Annotated in this window: 15 protein-coding genes, 1 tRNA gene and 1 rRNA gene (2 of these 17 cut by a window edge); 11 read left to right on the forward strand and 6 right to left on the reverse strand. The window is 45.8% G+C overall.

The window, feature by feature from the left end; genetic code table 11:
• The 5 genes from MHI37_RS04855 to MHI37_RS04875 form a co-directional block, all read left to right on the forward strand.
• Positions 1–2572: ribosomal RNA gene (locus tag MHI37_RS04855) — 23S ribosomal RNA — on the forward strand (it extends 361 nt beyond the left edge of the window).
• A gap of 148 nt (positions 2573–2720) precedes the next feature.
• Positions 2721–2796, forward strand: a tRNA-Val gene (locus MHI37_RS04860).
• A gap of 571 nt (positions 2797–3367) precedes the next feature.
• Positions 3368–4816, forward strand: a complete 1449-nt coding sequence (locus MHI37_RS04865; RefSeq protein ID WP_076339935.1) for a DHA2 family efflux MFS transporter permease subunit — start codon at positions 3368–3370, stop codon at positions 4814–4816.
• Between the two features lie 230 nt (positions 4817–5046).
• On the forward strand, positions 5047–6795 hold the full coding sequence (locus MHI37_RS04870) for a class I adenylate-forming enzyme family protein (RefSeq protein ID WP_076339934.1): 1749 nt from the start codon (positions 5047–5049) through the stop codon (positions 6793–6795).
• A complete protein-coding gene (locus tag MHI37_RS04875) occupies positions 6788–7867 on the forward strand; it encodes an acyltransferase family protein (RefSeq protein ID WP_076339933.1) in 1080 nt (359 codons plus the stop codon). The genes MHI37_RS04870 and MHI37_RS04875 overlap by 8 nt, the downstream gene beginning before the upstream one ends.
• 47 nt (positions 7868–7914) lie before the next feature.
• Here MHI37_RS04875 and MHI37_RS04880 read toward each other — a convergent pair whose 3' ends face one another.
• The 3 genes from MHI37_RS04880 to MHI37_RS04890 all read right to left on the reverse strand — a co-directional run bounded on the left by MHI37_RS04880 (position 7915) and on the right by MHI37_RS04890 (position 10824).
• Entirely contained in the window at positions 7915–8754 is an 840-nt protein-coding gene (locus MHI37_RS04880) for a DUF4358 domain-containing protein (protein WP_076339932.1), read from the reverse strand.
• An 86-nt stretch (positions 8755–8840) separates the two neighbouring features.
• Positions 8841–9065, reverse strand: coding sequence for a hypothetical protein (locus MHI37_RS04885; RefSeq protein ID WP_076339931.1), 225 nt, complete (start codon positions 9063–9065; stop codon positions 8841–8843).
• 61 nt (positions 9066–9126) lie between these two features.
• Positions 9127–10824, reverse strand: coding sequence for a methyl-accepting chemotaxis protein (locus MHI37_RS04890; RefSeq protein ID WP_076339930.1), 1698 nt, complete (start codon positions 10822–10824; stop codon positions 9127–9129).
• Positions 10825–11176: 352 nt separating this feature from the next.
• Here MHI37_RS04890 and MHI37_RS04895 point away from each other — a divergent pair, with 352 nt between their 5' ends.
• Positions 11177–11521: a YojF family protein gene (locus MHI37_RS04895; protein ID WP_076339929.1), complete on the forward strand. Its 345-nt coding sequence runs from the start codon at positions 11177–11179 to the stop codon at positions 11519–11521.
• 23 nt (positions 11522–11544) lie between these two features.
• Complete coding sequence (gene bshB2 / locus MHI37_RS04900; protein WP_076339937.1) at positions 11545–12201, forward strand: bacillithiol biosynthesis deacetylase BshB2; 657 nt, start codon at positions 11545–11547, stop codon at positions 12199–12201.
• Between the two features lie 85 nt (positions 12202–12286).
• Here the strand turns inward: bshB2 and katA are convergent, their stop codons facing one another.
• The 3 genes from katA to MHI37_RS04915 all read right to left on the reverse strand — a co-directional run bounded on the left by katA (position 12287) and on the right by MHI37_RS04915 (position 15981).
• Complete coding sequence (gene katA, locus MHI37_RS04905) at positions 12287–13741, reverse strand: catalase KatA (protein WP_076339928.1); 1455 nt, start codon at positions 13739–13741, stop codon at positions 12287–12289.
• A gap of 136 nt (positions 13742–13877) precedes the next feature.
• The gene (locus MHI37_RS04910; protein WP_076339927.1) at positions 13878–14681 is read right to left on the reverse strand and encodes a WYL domain-containing protein; all 804 of its coding nucleotides are present in this window, start codon (positions 14679–14681) and stop codon (positions 13878–13880) included.
• On the reverse strand, positions 14668–15981 hold the full coding sequence (locus MHI37_RS04915; RefSeq protein ID WP_076339936.1) for a WYL domain-containing protein: 1314 nt from the start codon (positions 15979–15981) through the stop codon (positions 14668–14670). The genes MHI37_RS04910 and MHI37_RS04915 overlap by 14 nt, the downstream gene beginning before the upstream one ends.
• Before the next feature lie 235 nt (positions 15982–16216).
• On the opposite strand from MHI37_RS04915, the gene MHI37_RS04920 reads away from it, so the two are divergent.
• The 4 genes from MHI37_RS04920 to MHI37_RS04935 form a co-directional block, all read left to right on the forward strand.
• Positions 16217–16372: an RtcB family protein gene (locus MHI37_RS04920; RefSeq protein WP_342556568.1), complete on the forward strand. Its 156-nt coding sequence runs from the start codon at positions 16217–16219 to the stop codon at positions 16370–16372.
• A 513-nt stretch (positions 16373–16885) separates the two neighbouring features.
• Complete coding sequence (locus MHI37_RS04925; protein ID WP_076339926.1) at positions 16886–18001, forward strand: slipin family protein; 1116 nt, start codon at positions 16886–16888, stop codon at positions 17999–18001.
• 235 nt (positions 18002–18236) lie between these two features.
• Positions 18237–19394 (forward strand): SEC-C metal-binding domain-containing protein, encoded by a 1158-nt coding sequence (locus tag MHI37_RS04930; protein WP_076339925.1) that lies wholly within the window; start codon positions 18237–18239, stop codon positions 19392–19394.
• 44 nt (positions 19395–19438) lie between these two features.
• On the forward strand, positions 19439–20000 hold the 5' portion of the coding sequence (locus tag MHI37_RS04935; protein WP_076339924.1) for an AAA family ATPase. The gene runs 197 nt beyond the window's last position; only the first 562 of its 759 coding nucleotides appear in the window; it begins with the start codon at positions 19439–19441; the stop codon falls past the right edge of the window.

The raw sequence follows: 20000 nt of genomic DNA on the forward strand, positions 1-20000 counted from the left end.
GCCAGAGCAGGTAAAAGCCCTGTAACCGAAAGCAAGCACTCTCCGAGACGGATCCTGAGTACGGCGGGACACGAGAAACCCCGTCGGAATCCGGCAGGACCATCTGCCAAGGCTAAATACTCCCTGGTGACCGATAGTGAAGCAGTACCGTGAGGGAAAGGTGAAAAGCACCGCGGAAGCGGAGTGAAAAAGAACCTGAAACCGTGCGCTTACAAAAAGTCAGAGCCCGTTAAATGGGTGATGGCGTGCCTTTTGTAGAATGAACCGGCGAGTTACGATCACGTGCAAGGTTAAGTCGGGAAGACGGAGCCGTAGCGAAAGCGAGTCTGAATAGGGCGAATAAGTACGTGGTCGTAGACCCGAAACCGTGTGATCTACCCCTGTCCAGGGTGAAGGTGCGGTAACACGCACTGGAGGCCCGAACCCACGCACGTTGAAAAGTGCGGGGATGAGGTGGGGGTAGCGGAGAAATTCCAATCGAACTCGGAGATAGCTGGTTCTCCCCGAAATAGCTTTAGGGCTAGCCTCGAGGAATGAGCGTCGTGGAGGTAGAGCACTGATTGGGTGCGGGGCCCGCCAAGGGTTACCAAGTCCAGTCAAACTCCGAATGCCATAGACGTGCTACTCGGGAGTCAGACAGTGAGTGCTAAGATCCATTGTCAAGAGGGAAACAGCCCAGATCATCAGCTAAGGTCCCCAAGTGTGTGTTAAGTGGGAAAGGATGTGGAGTTGCAAAGACAACCAGGATGTTGGCTTAGAAGCAGCCATCATTTAAAGAGTGCGTAATAGCTCACTGGTCGAGTGACTCTGCGCCGAAAATGTAACGGGGCTAAACACACCACCGAAGCTATGACATGTACCTTAATGGTACTTGGGTAGGGGAGCGTTGAATACGGATTGAAGTTGGACCGTGAGGACTGGTGGACTGTATTCAAGTGAGAATGCCGGTATGAGTAACGAAAAGACAAGTGAGAATCTTGTCCGCCGAAAGCCTAAGGGTTCCTGAGGAAGGCTCGTCCTCTCAGGGTAAGTCGGGACCTAACGCGAGGCCGAAAGGCGTAGTGGATGGACAACAGGTTGAAATTCCTGTACCACCGAAGATTGTTTGAGCAATGGGGTGACACAGAAGGGCAGTGACGCGGACTGATGGAATAGTCCGTCTAAGCAGTGAGGCTGGTGTGTAGGCAAATCCGCACACTATAAGGCTGGGCTGTGATGGGGAGCGAAAATTACAGTAGCGAAGGTCATGTACTCCGGCTGTCAAGAAAAGCCTCTAGTGAGATCTAGGTGCCCGTACCGCAAACCGACACAGGTAGGCGAGCAGAGTATGCTAAGGCGCGCGGAAGAACTCTCGTTAAGGAACTCGGCAAAATGACCTCGTAACTTCGGGAGAAGAGGTGCCTCGGTAGGGTTTATAGCCCGAGGGGGCCGCAGTGAAAAGGCCCAAGCGACTGTTTAGCAAAAACACAGGTCTGTGCGAAGCCGTAAGGCGAAGTATACGGGCTGACGCCTGCCCGGTGCTGGAAGGTTAAGGGGAGCGGTTAGGGGTAACCCGAAGCTGTGAACCGAAGCCCCAGTAAACGGCGGCCGTAACTATAACGGTCCTAAGGTAGCGAAATTCCTTGTCAGGTAAATTCTGACCCGCACGAATGGCGTAACGACTTGGGCGCTGTCTCAACGAGAGATCCGGTGAAATTTTAATACCTGTGAAGATGCAGGTTACCCGCGACAAGACGGAAAGACCCCATGGAGCTTTACTGTAACTTGATATTGAACTTTGGTACGATCTGTACAGGATAGGTGGGAGCCTACGAAGCATGAGCGCCAGCTTGTGTGGAGGCACCGTTGGGATACCACCCTGATCGTATCGGAGTTCTAACCTAGAACCGTGAAACCGGTTCGGGGACCGTGTCAGGTGGACAGTTTGACTGGGGCGGTCGCCTCCTAAAATGTAACGGAGGCGCCCAAAGGTTCCCTCAGAATGGTTGGAAATCATTCGCAGAGTGCAAAGGCATAAGGGAGCTTGACTGCGAGACCTACAAGTCGAGCAGGGACGAAAGTCGGGCTTAGTGATCCGGTGGTACCGAATGGAAGGGCCATCGCTCAACGGATAAAAGCTACCCTGGGGATAACAGGCTTATCTCCCCCAAGAGTCCACATCGACGGGGAGGTTTGGCACCTCGATGTCGGCTCATCGCATCCTGGGGCTGAAGTAGGTCCCAAGGGTTGGGCTGTTCGCCCATTAAAGCGGTACGCGAGCTGGGTTCAGAACGTCGTGAGACAGTTCGGTCCCTATCTGTCGCGGGCGCAGGAAATTTGAGAGGAGCTGTCCTTAGTACGAGAGGACCGGGATGGACGTACCGCTGGTGTACCAGTTGTTCCGCCAGGAGCACCGCTGGGTAGCCAAGTACGGACGGGATAAGCGCTGAAAGCATCTAAGCGCGAAGCCCCCCTCAAGATGAGATTTCCCAGTATGTAAGACCCCTTGAAGACGACGAGGTTGATAGGTTCGGGGTGGAAGCACAGCAATGTGTGTAGCTGACGAATACTAATCGGTCGAGGGCTTATCCTAAACACGTTTACTGTGACCCATACATCCAGTAGACAGCAGCATAATAGGTTTCAGCAAACCTAACTTTCGTATCCAGTTTTCAATGTGCAAATGTTTCACTTGCATGAAAGTGAAGCAAGTCTGTATATGTGGATTTTTATGTTCCCATGGAGGATTAGCTCAGCTGGGAGAGCATCTGCCTTACAAGCAGAGGGTCGGCGGTTCGATCCCGTCATCCTCCACCATACTTTTTACCTTAAGCCTATATTCCTTGTGAATGAGGTTTTTTTTGTTTTTATGGCAGTACATTGATTATTTTTGGCGCAGAATAGCACGACTTTCCCGCCTAAAAAGATGCTGCCGGCTCGATCTGCTCCACCTGCTATCCTCGCACCATCTACTCTGTCTGCTTTGCTCGCGCTACCAAATCAAATCAACTCACCTACAATGTACTTTATGCAACAGAAACCTCACATGAACGCAGATTCGTACGACTACAATGTAATATTGCAGTAGAATAGTGATCAAACGAGCATTTGTTATGATTAAACAGTCAATCCGTTGTAAAAAGTGCAGTGTACGGTAGGTTCAAGTGGAGTTTCAGTCAATCCGTTGTAAAAAGTGCAATGTAGCCTCGCTAGTAATGCACCCTTTCCTCGACCCGACCATAAATGCCAGTATAAAGCGACGAGCTCATTAAGCAATAGATTTGGTTTTGAGTCGAAATAAATAAATACTTTTCATTGAAATTAGTTTAGAACTAAAATATAATAGTTAAGTTATAAAGTAATTATAGAGGATGTGTGGGAGAATCATATGAATCAAGTAGAAGCTCAAAAGGTCCGTTTCTGGCCGATTATGTTTGCTATTTTTATCGGGTCTTTTTTATGCGTATTGGCATCTGCCACGATTAACCTTGCACTCGAAATTTTGACCGAGCATTTCGAGACGACGCTAAGCTCTGTACAGTGGACGTTAACGGGCTTTATGCTTGCAATGGGAACGACGGCACCAATTGCCGGTTATCTGGGCGAGAGGTTCAGCTATAGACGTCTATATCTGTTTTCATTAATAGGATTTACTCTAGCATCGGTATTATGTGCAACTGCATGGAACGAAGGGTCACTCATTGTTTTTCGTGTGCTGCAGGGGGCATTTAGTGGATTGATTATACCAGCTACGATGTCCATTATTTATCAAATCATTCCGAGAGAACGACAGGCGATGGCAGTCGCGTTCTGGGGCTTGTCTGCGATGCTGGCACCAGCTTTCGGTCCTACGATTAGCGGCTGGATACTGGAGCATATGAATTGGCAGTGGCTGTTCCTCATGAATATTCCGATTGGGTTGATAGCTATTGGATTTGTTTATGCCTACATTCCATATTATCGCATGAACATTCCGAAGAGCTTCGATACGATTGGCTTCTTGACGGTTATTATAAGCAGCTCTTCCTTACTGTTAGCATTAGGCCAAGGCGGAAAATGGGGCTGGGGGTCTTGGGAAATCATTTCGTTATTCGCTCTAGGAGCGGTGTCGCTGCTCATATTCATTAGGCAGGAGCTGACGACCGAAACACCGCTGCTTAATATTAGGGTGTTCAAAAATAAACGTTTTACGTTAAACGCAGTTATTTCTAATATTATTACGATTAGCCTTTATTCAGGCACACTGCTGACTCCGATATTTCTACAAAGAATACAGAATGTCTCTGCGATGGAAACGGGTATGATATTGCTTCCTGCTTCGCTCGCCATGGCATTGCTCATGCCGGTTGTGGGCAAGCTGTATGGCATTCTGGGGCCGCGCTGGCTGATGTCAGCAGGTATTGTTCTACTCACTGTAGGAACTCTGGCATTGAGTTGGTTAAGTCTGGATGTCTCTCATACGTACATCATCTGGTGGATGATTGTTCGTAATATTGGAATCGCTCTTGTTGTTATGCCATCGAGCAATGCAGCAATGGAACAAATTCCAGCTGAGCTGTCCGGTCATGCATCTGCGATAACGAACTGGACGAGAAATGTTTTTGGTTCCTTCGCGATAGCGATATTCACAACGATGCTGGCATCGAGATCTCTGACACATGCAACTAACTTCATGGTGGCTGGAGACCAAGATAAGCTCCATATTGAGATGATGTCGTTCACGATGAGCATCAATGATGTATACGTCGTTGCGACATTAGTTGCAGTCGTTGCCCTGCCGCTTAGCTTGTTCATCGGCAAAGTGAAGCAAGCTCCACGAGTTACTGAGACAAGCTAATTACATCAATGAATCATTAATGCCGTATGTCAGATCTCCTTCTGCATGCGGTATTTTTATTTTGAAAAGGAGTAAATTGCAAGTATGTCGTTCCTGTTGAGGAGCGTTTCTTTTACGAAAAAATGTTCTTTATTAAGAACTAATATGATGTTATATTAAGATTATGTTTCTTATAAAGTTTTATATAAGAGGATAAATTCATTATTTTACAATGGCGGGGGCAAGAATAGATGAATATTCAGGGTAGGATGAACAAGGGGACAATGCCCTATTTTCTTCAAAATAGAGCTGCGATAAGCCCTCATGACGTGGCATATAGCTTTCCGGCTGAAAACCAGCATTATACGTGGTTGAGAATTTGGGATGATACAAGCCGCGTCGCCAAGGGCTTGCTGCGACTGGGGATCAAGAAAGGCGACCGTATAGCGCTGCTTATGCCAGGCAGAATGGAGCTGGTGGTGTCCATGTTTGCAGCTGCTTGTATTGGTGCCATTATCGTTCCGCTTAATACCTACTCCAAGAAGCAGGAGCTTCGGAATTATTTGAAGGATTCACGCCCAGCAGCCTTGATTATGGGGATAGAGGGACAGCATAATCACTACCCTACTATGCTTCAGGAGATACAAAGGGAGAGTAAGGCGGAGATGGATAACGACTGGTATCCAGCGCATATTTTTGTGTTAGAGAATGCAGATCGAGTGGCAGAGCCTTTCCTTTCTTACTTTGAGCTCGGAACGCTGAGTGATATGGAGGATGGAGATCGTTTTTTTAGCGCTTGTGCAGCGATTGCTCCCAAGGACCCGCTGATTTTACTGTATACCTCGGGTACGCTTGGCGTTCCAAAGGGAGTACTTCGTTCTACGGCCTCCTTCTTGTTGTCGGATAATTCGGAGAAGGGCAGCCGTGTGCTGATGAGAATAAGCGATAAAATCACTCGTTATTTCTCCATTATGAATCTGCTTCCTTTATATCATCTGGGAGGGTTTGCTACCTTAATCACTAGCCTAAAAACATGTAATATCCGTATTGTGATGCTCAGTCACTTCAATCCTTTGAATGCGCTAGCTGCTGTTGAGAAGGAGAGGTGCAGAGTACTCGTAGGTACTCCGTTTATGGTGCAGCAGATGCTGGCATCTCCCAAGCGTAATAATTTTAATTTAAATTCGCTGCTAGGGATAGCCTTTACTTCTGCCGCAGTTAACAATATTATTTTGCAAAAGATTATGAAAAGCTTGAATCTTTACTTCTTTATGGTAAGCTATGGCTCCTCGGAAGCAGGTGCTGTAGCAAACGGCACCTGTTTTCTCAATCGCAGGAGCAATATGATCTTATTGCTGCTGTATCGATTGCTGAGACACACGAATCTTTTAAGCGGACTCATTCATTATAAAGAATTTGAAAAGAGCTCCTATAGCATCGGAGGCAGGGTAGATAAGCAGGTGGAGGTGAAAATAGTAAACCCGGAAACGGGCGAGACGCTTCCTTCTCATGAGCTTGGCGAAATTGCTATTCGGAGCTATCGGGTTATGCGCTATACGAATGAGCTGCAAGCCAAAGCGAGCGTTACGGAGGAAGGCTGGTATAAATCGGGGGATTTGGGCTTTCTGGATGAAAGAAGAAATTTAACGATTACGGGCAGGCTTCATCGGCTTATCACTCGCGGCGGAGAGAAGATATCACCGATAGAAATTGAAAATGCGCTTCTCCGTCATCATGATGTGGATGAGGCGCTCGTCATTGGCGTGCCGGATGAGCTTTACGGGGAACAGATATGTGCCTGTATTGTAGCGAAGGAGGGAGCCGCATTAACCTCCGAAAAGCTAAAAAATGATTTGGCGCCACAGCTGTCGGCGTTCAAGCTGCCGCGGTATTTCGTATTTCTTCCCGAATTTCCACTCTCGCCCACAGGGAAGGTTTCGATCGCAGAGATTAAGTCGCTCGTGCTGACTGGAACTCTAGAGATGAAGAAACATGCGTAAATACTACCCTGGCATAACGGTATTTAAGCTGGCGGGCTCCTTGCTCGTTCTCATCGCTCATATTATGCTGCTTCGATACCTGGAGTTTGTGCCTGGCCAGAAGCTTTTCCAGTTTACCGCTCTTGCAACAAGAGTGGTGGTGCCTTGCTTTTATGTCATCGCTGGTTTTCTTGCCTATAAGGGATGGACGCATGCTGCAAGTCCGCGCAAATATATCGGGCGGTATTTCAAGCGCATCTTGATCATCTACTGTTTCTTTTGTTGTATTTTTGTTGCGGAGCATATTGTTCCGAAGCTCATTAGCGAAGGCTTATCAGCAGGCAATCTCTTTGTTCAAGCGAAGATCTTGTTTATGGCTTTTTTCCTAAATGGCCCATTTATTCAATTTTGGTTTATTCCACCGCTTATATTCGGTCTACTATCAGCTTATTGGCTTTTGCAAAAGGGGCAAGCTAGGCTTACTGCTATTATGGCGATAATAGGCTTTGCAGGCATTCAGTTTGTGTCGGGTAGTCTAATGACGCTGCCAGGCATTACAAAATTAAGCTTTCCTTTTCTTAGTCCTGTCTATCTTGAGTATCTCAGTTTATTTGCTACACGGTATATTGGATTTGGTTTTACATTCGTTATTGCGGGTGTCTTGCTTGCCAAGCATGAAGAGCAATGGATGCAAATTAACATAAAACCTATTTTAATTTTCTCCATTGCTCTTACGATGGTCGAGACAATGCTTCTGCTTGCTCTGAGTGAATGGACGAGGGACTATAAGCTTACCTTTAGCGTGCTTCCGAATACAGTCCTCATTTTTTACGGCATCATTCGGATGAAGGGTGCAGCGGTTCAGAAGTATCATAAGCAAATTAGCTTATTCAGTATCGTCACTTTTTTTGGGCATGTATTGTTCATGTACATTAACTATGTTCTGTTAGGCTGGGATAGTGCCAGCATGACCGTTACCCAGGATGTGGTGCTTCTGCTCGTAACCTTCCTAGAATGTGTGGCTGCAACTGCGCTGCTGAGCTTAGTTGCTAAATATTTGCAGGCGAAGCAAACAAGAAGCATATCTATGTAGAGCGCATTTTTGGATAACAGCTCGTACTACTAGTATAATGAATTAATTTATTTGAAGAAGCTGTTGAAAATTTTAACTACACTATCCTGATCCTGAGAGATAGACAGCATAACATAATCACCGTTCCGGATGAGTTTGTAGTTCATAGCGTCCTCGTACTGATCCTGCAAATACGTTTCAAATGTTTTTTGTATACTTGCAGCACGTGCTTCCAAAGCCTTGGCTATATCATCGTAGCTATTGCTATCTTTCAGCTTCACAATAACAAGCTCAGTTGCTCTTGTATTCATCATGGCCTGATAGAAAACGGCTTCCGATAGCAGGCTGGCGGAATCAATTCCGTATACATCGGCAATACGCTCGCCTTCAACGGCGATAAGGGCTGGTAATTCAATATCGGCGATAATCTTGGATGAGATGTCTGCAACCATAATGTCTGCTGCAGGCTTCTCAGTTGGTTTTGCTGTTGGTTTTACTGTTGCACTTGGTTTTGTAATCGGTTTTTGTGTTGGCTTTTGTGTAGGTGCAGCAGTGGCCGACGGCTTCTGAGCGGGCTTTGCTGTAGGCTTGGCAGTTGGCTTAGCGGTAGGGGCGGGCTTTACTACTGCTTCGCTGTCAGCTGCTGTGTCTTCCGTAGCAGCAGGTGCAGTGGTAGCCGAGGGCTCACTTGTTGCACTGTCTTCTACGGCTGGCGCATCCGATATAGTCGGCACGTCTGTTTCGGGAGAACTGGTAGGCTGTTCTGTAGTCACGGTCTCATTCGACGTGTTACCTGCTACGGTATTACTCGGTACTTCTTTACCGGTGTTGCTGCAGCCAACTGCAAGCAGGGATACGGTGAGTGTGAGTACAGCCATTCTGGATAAAGATTTCTTCATATGCAGCATCTAATTCTCTCCTTATAAAATAAAAGTCGAACATTAGACGTCAATGTTCGACAAAAGGTTGCGAGAATGCTTTTAGCTATAAGGTACTACTTCTCTTCGGAGGTTTCTTCTTCATCGTCTTCTTCATCCTCGGAAGATTCAACAAGTCGGAAATCATCCGTCTTCGCGCCATCCTCCCAGATCTCGACGAACAGAGCGTCGCAATGCTCAAAGTCTTCCGCTTTCAACGACAATGCTTTTTCCTCATCAGCACCTACATAAATATTTTCCATGCCGTCCTCATTAAAGGACTGAATAACATAAATTTTCATATTGTAATGTCTCCTTGAGAGTTAATATTGTAGCAGTATACCATAAAATGCTTCAGAAATATTAGCTAGTTTTGAAGCGGCTTATCGTAAGCTGTAAATCCTCCGCCATTTTGGCAAGGGCGTTTGAAGAAGCGCTTATCTCCTCCATAGAGGATAATTGCTCTTGTGTAGATGCGTTTACCTGCTCCGTACCAGCTGCTGAGCTTTCCGTTACCTCGGAGATCGTCCGCATAGCGCTGGTCATTTCGTCGACGCCCGCCGTCATCTCCTGTACAGCAGCAGAAACTTCTTCGGACTCCAGTGCGACATCATTGACAGCATACTGAATATATTCAAAGGATTGTCCAGCAGTATGGACGATGTCGATGCCGGCATGCACCTCTTTGGTTACAGCCTCCATCGAATGAACAGCTTCATTCATACCCGCATGAATAGCGGAGATTAATGCAGCAATCTGGTGAGCAGATTGTGTTGATTGCTCGGACAGCTTCCGCACCTCTTTAGCCACGACCTCAAAACCGCGTCCATGCTCGCCAGCTCTTGCAGCCTCGATAGCAGCATTCAATGAAAGCAGGTTGGTTTGTGCAGAAAGCTCCGTAATGACGATCACGATTTGATTGATTTCAGTAGACTGTTCGCCCAGTCTCTCAATAACCTGAGCAAGTCCAGCGACGGTTTCATTAATAGAACTCATTTGTGTGACCGCGGTTTTTATCGACTCGTTGCCGGATATAGCCTTTTCTGATGCTTCCCCAGCCTTGGAAGACACCGTTTGAGTATTTTTGGCAATCTGTTGAAATCCAAGCGACAATTCATTGATTGTCTGCGAGCTATTTTGAGAGAGCTCGACTTGCTGATCCAAGCCTGCTGCTACCTCCTGAATAGTTCTCGCGATTTGCTCAGTTGCTGAAGAGGTCTGCTCGGAGCTTGCACTCAGTTCCTCTGAGGAAGCCGCTACCTGCTCGGCGTTGTTGCCTACCTGATGAATAAGTGCTCTAAGATTGTTGGCCATCATATTAAAAGAGCTGGAAAGCATGCCGATCTCATCGTTATTTTTCATAACAAGAGCTTTGCCTGTAAGATCTCCGCCTGCGATTTTTTCGGCTACCTTGGCTACCTCAATTAGGGGCTTGGAGATGAGCTGGCCCATGAACAGAGCAATGCTTAAACCGAGCAATACAGCAATAATGCCTAGTATCATGACTAGACGGAAGACATCGTCTGCTTGTTCACTGGCGTTCTTAGTGCCTATGTTTAATAAATTTTGCTGATATGCTTCCATTTCCGATAATACGTTCTCCATTTTTGCAATCATCGTACGACCGTCGTTCATGAGGAGAGCGTTAACCTCAGTCATTTTATTCTGCTTTCTCAAATCAATGATCTGTTCAGATAGCTGAAAGTATTCACTCTCAATTTGATCAGATTGTTTGAGCCACTCTATCATTGCTGGAGTGGATATACTTGAGCCGAGCTGCTTGCTGATCTTCATGAAGCGCTCGTGCGACGAAACGATCCCATTGAATGACGTCTCGTCACCGAGCAGCGAGTACACACGGAGAGCGATCTGTTCGGATTTTATTGCGACAACCATATCTTTAATTTGGAGCATTTTATTCGTGTTATCATTAATTAACTCTGTGTATGTACGATCAAGAGACATCAGCTGTACCAAAGTGATAGACACAATTAAGGCTAATACAATGAGAACGGATATAAATCCTCCAAGCAGTTTTTTTCTAATCGACAAGTTTCTCATGTTGACCTCCTATTATGTTTCTTGTTTTTTTAATATCATTTATCTAATGCGATGGAATTGCAGTCTATCAATGGCCACCTCCGAATGGAAAACTGATTGTTTGTAACTACAAATTTGAAAGTAAGTATAGCATATATTTCCAAGACAATCTAGTTCCTAGGAACTACTCTATTTTAGGTAAAATGTCTTATATTGAAAATTATGTATCTCCCTCGATTTGAACTGTTTATGGGCATAGTTAAGGGCAATAGCATGTACTAGAGTTTCATTATTTCTTTAACAATAAGTGTGTTAAAATGATTTTAATAGGAGTTATACTATAGAAGTCGCTTGTATAAGGGGAGGGATTCAGTTGCAGCTAATTAATCAACAAATGGTACAGCAGATCATAAATAGCTTTAAGGATCAGGAGCTTTATGTTCATCTTGAAATGACGACTGGGGCTTACGCTGCTCATCTAGACAGCACGAAGCATCCGGCTGCGAATTTTATTACGAATGCGGTTATTGAATACTCCCATGGCTCAATTGAAGGAAGCGGACCTTATCGGGTGGGCCTGAAGATGGCTAAAGGATGGATTTACTCAGAGGGGCTCACTCACTGGGAAGAGACTGAAACAGATCGATTGCTACTTGCAGGACATGATGGGCAAGGCAAGCTGATTGTTTCGCTGCAATTAAGCAAGGTGCCCTTCTAATGAAAGAGGAAAGAAGTGATTTGATGAATCCAAACATTGTTGTCATCCTGCCGCATCCTGATGATGAAGCCTTCGGGCTGTCAGGTACGCTGGCTAAACATATCGAAGATGGGGCATATGTCACATATGCGTGCTTGACACTTGGGGAAATGGGCCGAAATATGGGGATTCCGCCGTTTGCGAATCGAGTGACACTGCCTGCTATACGAAAAATTGAGCTGGAAGAGTCTTGTCATGCTATAGGCATACAGGATGTAAGGATGCTGGGCTTCCATGATAAAACGCTCGAATTTGAGGACAAGGATAAGCTGGATGGACAAATCGGTCAGCTCTTGGAAGAGCTGCGACCGTCGATCGTCTACACTTTTTATCCAGGCTATAGCGTTCATCCCGATCATGATGCTTGTGGAGCAGCTGTGATTCGAACAATTAGCAAGCTTGCAAAAGACGAGAGACCAGTCGTTTATTGCATGGCCTTTTCTAAAAATCACGAGCAAGCAATCGGAAAGCCAGATCATATCAATGATGTTAAATTATTTTTGAAGCAAAAAATGGAGTCTATTCAAGCGCATCGCTCACAATTTCAAGCCGCTGAACTGCTAGGCAGCAAAAAGCTGGAGGATGCGGAGATACAGGCACGCTTCGGTACGGAGCGATTCTTTGTTTATCCGTTTCATTAGATTAAGCTATAGAGAAGGGGACGGCTCATTGAGCCGTCCCCTTTGTGCTACAAGGATAAGAATTAAGGGGGATAACCCCTATTCATTATTGCTGAGTAATGGATAAACCAAGGCCGTCGGCGACACGTTGACCATAGTCTGGATCTGCTTTGTAGAAATGGCTGATTTGACGCAGCTTAATTTCATCCTTCTCGACAGGCTTCATTGCGCCAACGATGGTTTCGGTTAAGCGCGCACGTTCTTCCTCGCTGAGCAGACGATATAGATCGCCAGCCTGTGTGTAGTGGTCATGATGATCATAGGCGACACTATCGGCTTGACCGCTTACTTCGAATGGTGCCGGCTTGTTCTCTGGCGACTCCGTCGGTCCGCCGTAGCTGTTTGGCTCGTAGTAAATGGACGCTCCGCCATTACCGTCTGCGCGCATTTGGCCATCACGCTGATGATTGTTTACAGGAGCAGTTGGACGATTGATGGGCAGCTGATTATGATTCGCTCCTACCCGGTAGCGATGAGCATCGGCGTAAGCGAACAGACGACCCTGCAGCATTTTGTCAGGAGATGCTTCGACACCAGGAACGAAGGAGCCCGGTGAAAACGTCGCTTGCTCAACCTCGGCAAAATAGTTGTCGGGATTACGGTCAAGCACCATGCGTCCTACTTCAATGAGCGGATAATCCTTCTGCGACCAAACCTTCGTCACATCAAAGGGGTCGAAACGATATGTATTCGCATCTTCGACCGGCATAATCTGTACATATAGCTTCCATGCTGGAAAATCGCCTTGTGCGATGGAATTGAATAAATCTTCGGTATGGTAGTCAGGATTTTCACCGGCAATTTTGGCGGCAACCTCATTTGAAATGTTTTGGACGCCCTGCTCGGTTTTGAAATGGTATTTTATCCACACGGCTTGCCCTTCGGCATTTACCCATTTGAAGGTATGGCTTCCGAAGCCATGCATATGTCTAAAAGTAGCTGGGATACCGCGATCAGACATTAGAATAGTAACCTGATGCAGTGATTCTGGCGATAAAGACCAAAAATCCCATACAGCATTCGGGTTTTTTAAATGGGTTTGCGGGTGACGCTTTTGTGTATGAATGAAATCTGGAAACTTAATGGCATCGCGAATAAAGAAAACAGGCGTGTTGTTGCCTACTAAATCGTAATTGCCTTCCTCGGTATAAAACTTTACAGCGAAGCCGCGCGGATCACGAACCGTATCAGAAGAGCCAAGCTCGCCGGCTACGGTAGAAAAGCGAATAAACATCGGCGTGCGTTTGCCTACCTCGGATAGAAAATTAGCTTTGGTATAAGGTGTGACATCATGTGTGACCTGAAAGTAGCCATGTGCGCCTGCACCTTTGGCATGAACAACGCGTTCAGGAACACGCTCTCGATTGAAGTGTGCTAGTTTCTCCAGTAGATGAACATCTTGAATTAAAGTGGGACCACGTGAGCCGGCTGTCATCGAGTTTTGGTTATCTCCTACAGGGGCACCAAAGCTAGTCGTTAGTTTGTTCTTCTCGGTACTCATAATAGATTCACCTCATTGGTTTTGTATACTTGCACCTCACCTAATATGTTATCGCTTTCTGCGAGAAAATCAATATCATTTTATAATGATTACAAAATAAAATTTTTCGTCAAAATGTGAGTTTATTTGCTCTGAGCTAGCCTAAATCTGCCTCGTAGCGTTCGAGCGCCTTCGTTGCAGATTCCAGCATACGCAGGCGGAGGTGCTCGCTCTCTATGATATGTACTCGTTTACCGAGGAAGCGGGTTTTTGAGAGGACAAATTCACTATCACTGGAAGAGAAGTATAATCGAATCGTATACTCATCTGATGCTTCAGTGTAGCTCACTTCCTTCTCAAAGCAAGAATAGGCATACAAAATCCGAGACAGCTCTCCATTGTATTCACGCACAACACGAATCGTTGCATGTATGCTGCGCTTTTTCCATAAAGCTTCGGTTTTTGCAGCCAACTGTTCGTAATCGTCAGAGGTGCATATTTGACTGTCAATGCCGATGATTTTTTGTAGCTTGGTGCTCATTAGCTTGCGATTTCTAATATGGTACCAGAGCAAATACCATTCGCGTTTAACCATCGAATATTCCAGCTTATAAGGAAAGCATTGCTGCTGGCTGCATGCTTGACCATTTTTCATACTGTAGCTTAGTAGCAGGAGACTTTTATGCGAAATTGCTTTTCTTATCGGCCGGATGCTCGGATGATAGACATGAAGTTCCTTGCTGGCAGCTTTATGAAGCAGACCGTCACGGTTGATGGTTTGCTCCTGTTTCAGCATAAGCTGGAGACGAAGCAGTGTGTCAGGGCCAAAGGCGTCGGCTGCGGCAGGATGCTCAAGCATGGTTTTTAACCAGCTCCTCTCATGCGTCGTGATCATGAACGTACCTGTATCCTCGAGCTTGGATAGGATCTGGTAGTTGAATATTTTTTCAAACAGATTCATAGCAGTCCCTTATCTCCTTCCACTCTGCGATCATTTCTTGTCTGAGCTTCAGAGGAGCAAGCACCTCACAGCTCGAACCAAAGCTTCTAATCCACGGCTTAATTTCAATCGTGCCGTTTACTTGGATTTCATAAATAAATGAATCATCCGATTCCTCTACGATTTCTCCCCATTGACCCTGCAGAAGCACTCGCTCCTTCACGAAGTTTGGAATGCCATGACCAGGGTGGAAGAAGCGAATACGAACTGTAGCTAGCCTGCCCGTATCAATTAGCCAGCTATGCTGAATACGCTGCTCCAGTTCAGTTTTTTTGTCCTCGAAGTGCTCTTCGTCAACGGCTTCTGCTTCCGAAATTTGAGTTAAGCCCTCCATTCGGTATTTCTTAATACCGCCTCGCGGATGATGACCGAGCAAGTACCAGCGCCCATATTGATGATCGTAGATAACCTTAAGCGGCAGTATCGTTTCTTGCATGCCGGTTGTCTCGCGCTCAAATAGCGGATTCGTATTTCTTGAAGCGTAGCTTGTATCCTTCTTAGGTGAAAAATAGAGAAAGCTGACGAGCCTCCGCTCACGTATAGCGCCCAGAAGGGGAAAGAGATGTGCCTCGTCCAATATTCGAGAGTAATAATTGTACTTATATAAGAATGGCTCAATGGAATAGTTAGCTTCCTGCTGCCGAGTCATATGCTTCTTCAGTCCATCGCGAAGCAAAAAACCTTGCACGGAGGGCAGCTGCGTATTCGCCATCATATCTACGAAATCATATAAGTCGAGCAGCTCTTCATTTGAAAGCCCGAGAACCAGATCATTATAAACCCGGTAGCGGTAAGGGCGAGCGCCTGATTCTTTTTTTATAACACCGACTTGCTCTAAATATTTCAGATCGTTTCGAATCGTTTTCTCATCAGGAAGCGGGAGGCCAGCAGGCATGCTGCTGCAGCATAGATCAAGAAGCTCCATCGCTGTTAAGGGTTGATCATGTAAGGCAGCAAGGAGCAAGGAAAGGCGCTGGCTCTCTGATTCCTTAAGTGATTTCGCGCGGAAGAGAAACAGCAGCATAGGGTCAGAAGAGTCCAAGTAGCTATAGCGAATCGTATCAGCAAATTCTTTCCCTTTGTCCTCAGGCAGCTGCTGATTGACAGTGCTCACGATTTCTTTCAGCCGTTTCATTGTTTTATCAAAGGTGTGAACAGAAATTCCGAGCCGATCTGCGTATTGCTGGCGATTGTATGCCCCGCTTGTTAGGACGAGCATACGCAAAAACTGAATCTCCTTATCGAAGCTTTCTTTGGCCATGTAGATGATTTCCCCCGTTTCTAAACGGTATTCTTCATCTATCTTAACAGGAAGCTCGCGGCTGTGAACAAAAAGCAAAAATTTCCTTTGTCGTAATACTTCCGCCATGTTCGGGAGCTGGGAAATAAGAGAAGATAGGACTCGTAAGAGGGCAGCGCAATGATTAGGATAAAAGTTAAAAGCACTGGAGGTTTTACAATGCTGATGCAGCATAAGAAACACGGCGGCAATCACCATGAAATGGTACTTGAGCAAGGACGGCTGCATGTATTTGCAAACGACGACACAGGCATATAAGGATGTGGATCAGATCATCGACAGCGTAGTTGGCGCTTCATTAGCTGCTGTGGTAGCAAAGTGCAAGCCGATGGCTGCTATTAAAGGCATCTAATTTCTTACTATCGCTATTAAAGATAACTTCAATAATAGATGAGGTTAATGTACGAATGGCGTACCTTGGCTGGGATTTTTGAGAATCCCGCAGTGCTCGCGCATTCTATGCGCTTGTATGCTGTACGACCATCTCTGCCTAATCTCCCAATTTAAGGGTTCGAATCCCTTGGCTATCGCCTGATCCGCGATAACTCTCTGGTAGAGTATGAGAACTTCCTTCCAAAGGAAAAGACTGAACTAAAAGACCTTGAGCAGGAGAACTCAGAGCGTGCTCGTATGCGTTCACTGCAGCAAAGCCTATGCAATCGGTGGATACCGATAAGAGTTGCCTGCCTCTTGCAGCTAAGCGAAAAATAGCACGTAAACGAATGGAAGGCGCATTCGGCTGCAGCTATGAATAGCGAAGCTATAAAGCAGCTTTTACTCCTATCTTAAGCCTGATTCCGGCTTAGCTGCAGGAGAGCTCCTGTTGCAAAGGTCAACCAAATCGCAAGTAAAGAGGTGTATGACGATGTTCAAAAAAGTAATCATCAAGGACGATGAACGCGGTCTGCTTTTCAAGAAAGGAAGCTACATAAAGGTTCTGCAGCCTGGCGTATACCGCCACACATCATTTTCAGATGACAACGTCATTTTGCAAAATGTATCCAAACGTTTCGCTGTCCCAAGCAAAGAGCTGAATCTGTTTCTTCAGGATGAGAAGCTTGTAGAGCAGCTCACTATCGCAGACGTCCAGGATTACGAGTATATGCTGCATTTTGAGGATGGCAAGTTTGTTTCACTGCTAACGGCAGGCAAGTACGCTTTCTGGAATGTGCTGAAGAAACATACCTTTATTCGTATTGATAGTAGAAATCCGGAAATTTCTCCGGAAATCGATCATTCCCTGCTGGCGAAGCTGCAAGGCCATATTCAGATGCTGGAGGTAGGGAGTCACGAATCGGGTCTGCTGTTTTACAATAATGTATGGCAGAGGGAGCTTCGCCCAGGAAGATATTTTTTCTGGAAGGGTCCGACGAGCGTACAGGTGAAAACAGTCGATTTGCGACAGCTTCAGCTGGACATGACGGGGCAAGAGATTATGACGGAGGATAAGGTGACGCTGAGGCTGAACTTTGTGTGCCAATATAAAATTGTTGATCCACTTAAAGCAATCCAGATCAAGTCGTTCGAGGAGCAGGTATATATTTTGCTGCAGCTGATTTTGCGTGAGTACGTAGGTACGCTGAAGCTGGATGATTTGCTGCGCATGAAGCAAGAAATTGCAGTGTTCGTTCTCACTCGCTTGAATGAACAGAAGGAGCATTACGGCGTTCAATTCATATCTGCGGGTCTTAAGGATATTATTTTGCCGGGTGATATCAAGGATATATTGAATACGGTGCTGCTGGCGGAGAAGAAGGCGCAGGCAAATCTGATTACGCGTCGTGAGGAAACAGCGTCCACACGGAGCCTGCTGAATACGGCTAAGCTGATGGATGAGAACGGTACGCTGTACCGTCTGAAGGAGCTTGAATTTCTGGAGAAGATTTGCGAGAAAATCGGCACAATATCGCTTACAGGCGGCGGTAATTTGCTGGAGCAGCTTAACTCTCTGCTTAGTGTGAAAAGTGTGGAAAAAACATGAATGAACTAGCTTAAGAGGTTATCTCATAAGGCAAACTGCCTTGCTTGAGAAAGCCTTTTTTTGTTGTCAAAAGGTAAGCATTAATAGGCGTATCTTACATTTTATGAGGAGAATTTGTCATGGTTTTGTTTGATTCCAGCGTCAATTTTTGTTATGTTTGATCCCACATGTTTTTTTCGGAGTAGATGAAAAGGGATAGAAAAGCATGAAATACATTTTATTTTAGGAGATAAAGATGACTACAAAGCTTGATAAAGCAATGGATAAATTTTGGCCGCAGCTTAATTACCCGCTGTCTTATGCGGAAGCGCTAAGCGTATTATCGAAGCAGCAGTTAACGAGTATCCGTACGAACTTGCAAATTGCTAATTTAAGTACTCTTAACAAGCAAGGGCTGGTTGAAAAGCTGACAGAGAAGATTCCAGAGCATCTACTCGAAGCAACTAGCTATTTTGATCAAAGCAGAATAAAGCTATTACAGAAAATAGTAAAGAGCGATGGAATATGGGATAAGCCGCTGCTAGAGTTGCAGCAATATGAATATTTCCGCGAGCGTGGTATTCTTTTTCCAGCAACGGTAGATGGCAAGCATGTGATCTTAATGCCTTCGGAATTGCTAGAGATACTGCAGGCAGGGGAAATAGAGCTGAATCATCCAAACGTAAACCGGAACACAGAATGGATTCGGCTGACACAGGGCGCACTATTTTATTATGGTGCATTGACATTTGATGAATTGCTGTCTTTTGTTTGTCCAGGGGATGATCACCCGCAAACGTTCCTTAACCTGAAAGACTTATTGTATGACGCACAAAATTACTATGAACTATTCAAGATATACAAAGAAGGCTTAATAACCAGCTACTGGGCTGTAGATCCGGAAGCCATCATGAAAGAGCGAAGCCTTCGAAATGATCTTGATTTTTTCCCATTTACGAAGCAGCAGCTGCTGAAAGCAGGAGAGCCCGAGTACGTCGAGCGGACTAGCCAATATATGAATTTGGTTCGTTATGTCGTTCATCATTATGAAATTGATCGCGACGAGGCTGATTTGATGGCGGAGGAATGTGTCGAAGCGACCAAGAACGGTGATTCATTGGCTGAGGTTATTGAAGTGGCAAAGCATTTTATTGATATTCCGAATTTAACGACGCTGCGTTCCATAACTGAATTGCTTACTTCATTAATGAACAGTACGAAGCAGTGGGCGCTTAAAGGCTATTCACCGGAGGAGCTTTCCGTCAAGAGGGCAAACGTAAGCATGGTGCTCAATACGGTGCCTAATCAAGCTGCTCTAGCCGATGTTATTGATCTTCATTCGAAGAAAAAAGTCGGACGCAACGATCCTTGTCCATGCGGAAGCGGGAAAAAGTTCAAAAAGTGCTGTGGATAGCAGCGAGGGCGGCTAATCATTAATCGAGCTCGGAGGTGTACGCCGTGAGACAAAACCAGCAAGGATTATATTTGAGAAGCGCAAAGCTCCTTCGGGAGTCCGTGCCCTCCTTTGAAGAGTACCCGTTTCATTTGAGCGCGATTCGGAACTTGGATGAGCTGGGCTTCCATCCGAAGGTAACCTATATTGTTGGTGAAAATGGCATGGGAAAGTCTACGCTGATGGAAGCAATCGCGATTGGGCTAGGTTTTAATGCAGAGGGTGGCACGATTAATTTTAATTTTTCTACGGAAGCTACACACTCCGAGCTTCATCACTATTTGAGGCTCGCTCGCAGCGCGATAAAACCAAGAGATGGATTCTTTTTTCGCGCGGAGAGCTATTATAATTTAGCAACCAATATCGATCAAATGGATCGCGCAGGCGGTTTTGGCGGTCGAATTATTGATTCGTATGGCGGGAAGTCGCTGCATCAGCAATCTCATGGCGAATCCTTTTTTGCAACATTCCTACATCGCTTTAATGGAAACGGGCTTTATATGATGGATGAGCCGGAGGCGGCTCTTTCTCCTTTTCGCCAAATGGCCATGCTCTCACGCATTCATC

The sequence above is a fragment of the Paenibacillus sp. FSL H8-0548 genome, from assembly GCF_038630985.1.
Lineage (GTDB): Bacteria > Bacillota > Bacilli > Paenibacillales > Paenibacillaceae > Pristimantibacillus.

Bases quoted from the DNA above. Each gene is read 5' to 3' on its own strand.
- MHI37_RS04875 (WP_076339933.1), top strand. From the start codon at position 6,788: ATGCGTAAATACTACCCTGGCATAACGGTATTTAAGCTGGCGGGCTCC.
- MHI37_RS04880 (WP_076339932.1), bottom strand. From the start codon at position 8,754: ATGCTGCATATGAAGAAATCTTTATCCAGAATGGCTGTACTCACACTC.
- MHI37_RS04890 (WP_076339930.1), bottom strand. From the start codon at position 10,824: ATGAGAAACTTGTCGATTAGAAAAAAACTGCTTGGAGGATTTATATCC.
- MHI37_RS04915 (WP_076339936.1), bottom strand. From the start codon at position 15,981: ATGGCCAAAGAAAGCTTCGATAAGGAGATTCAGTTTTTGCGTATGCTC.
- MHI37_RS04930 (WP_076339925.1), top strand. From the start codon at position 18,237: ATGACTACAAAGCTTGATAAAGCAATGGATAAATTTTGGCCGCAGCTT.
- MHI37_RS04910 (WP_076339927.1), bottom strand. From the start codon at position 14,681: ATGAATCTGTTTGAAAAAATATTCAACTACCAGATCCTATCCAAGCTC.
- MHI37_RS04920 (WP_342556568.1), top strand. From the start codon at position 16,217: ATGAAATGGTACTTGAGCAAGGACGGCTGCATGTATTTGCAAACGACG.
- bshB2 (WP_076339937.1), top strand. From the start codon at position 11,545: ATGAATCCAAACATTGTTGTCATCCTGCCGCATCCTGATGATGAAGCC.
- MHI37_RS04885 (WP_076339931.1), bottom strand. From the start codon at position 9,065: ATGAAAATTTATGTTATTCAGTCCTTTAATGAGGACGGCATGGAAAAT.
- katA (WP_076339928.1), bottom strand. From the start codon at position 13,741: ATGAGTACCGAGAAGAACAAACTAACGACTAGCTTTGGTGCCCCTGTA.
- MHI37_RS04870 (WP_076339934.1), top strand. From the start codon at position 5,047: ATGAATATTCAGGGTAGGATGAACAAGGGGACAATGCCCTATTTTCTT.
- MHI37_RS04865 (WP_076339935.1), top strand. From the start codon at position 3,368: ATGAATCAAGTAGAAGCTCAAAAGGTCCGTTTCTGGCCGATTATGTTT.
- MHI37_RS04925 (WP_076339926.1), top strand. From the start codon at position 16,886: ATGTTCAAAAAAGTAATCATCAAGGACGATGAACGCGGTCTGCTTTTC.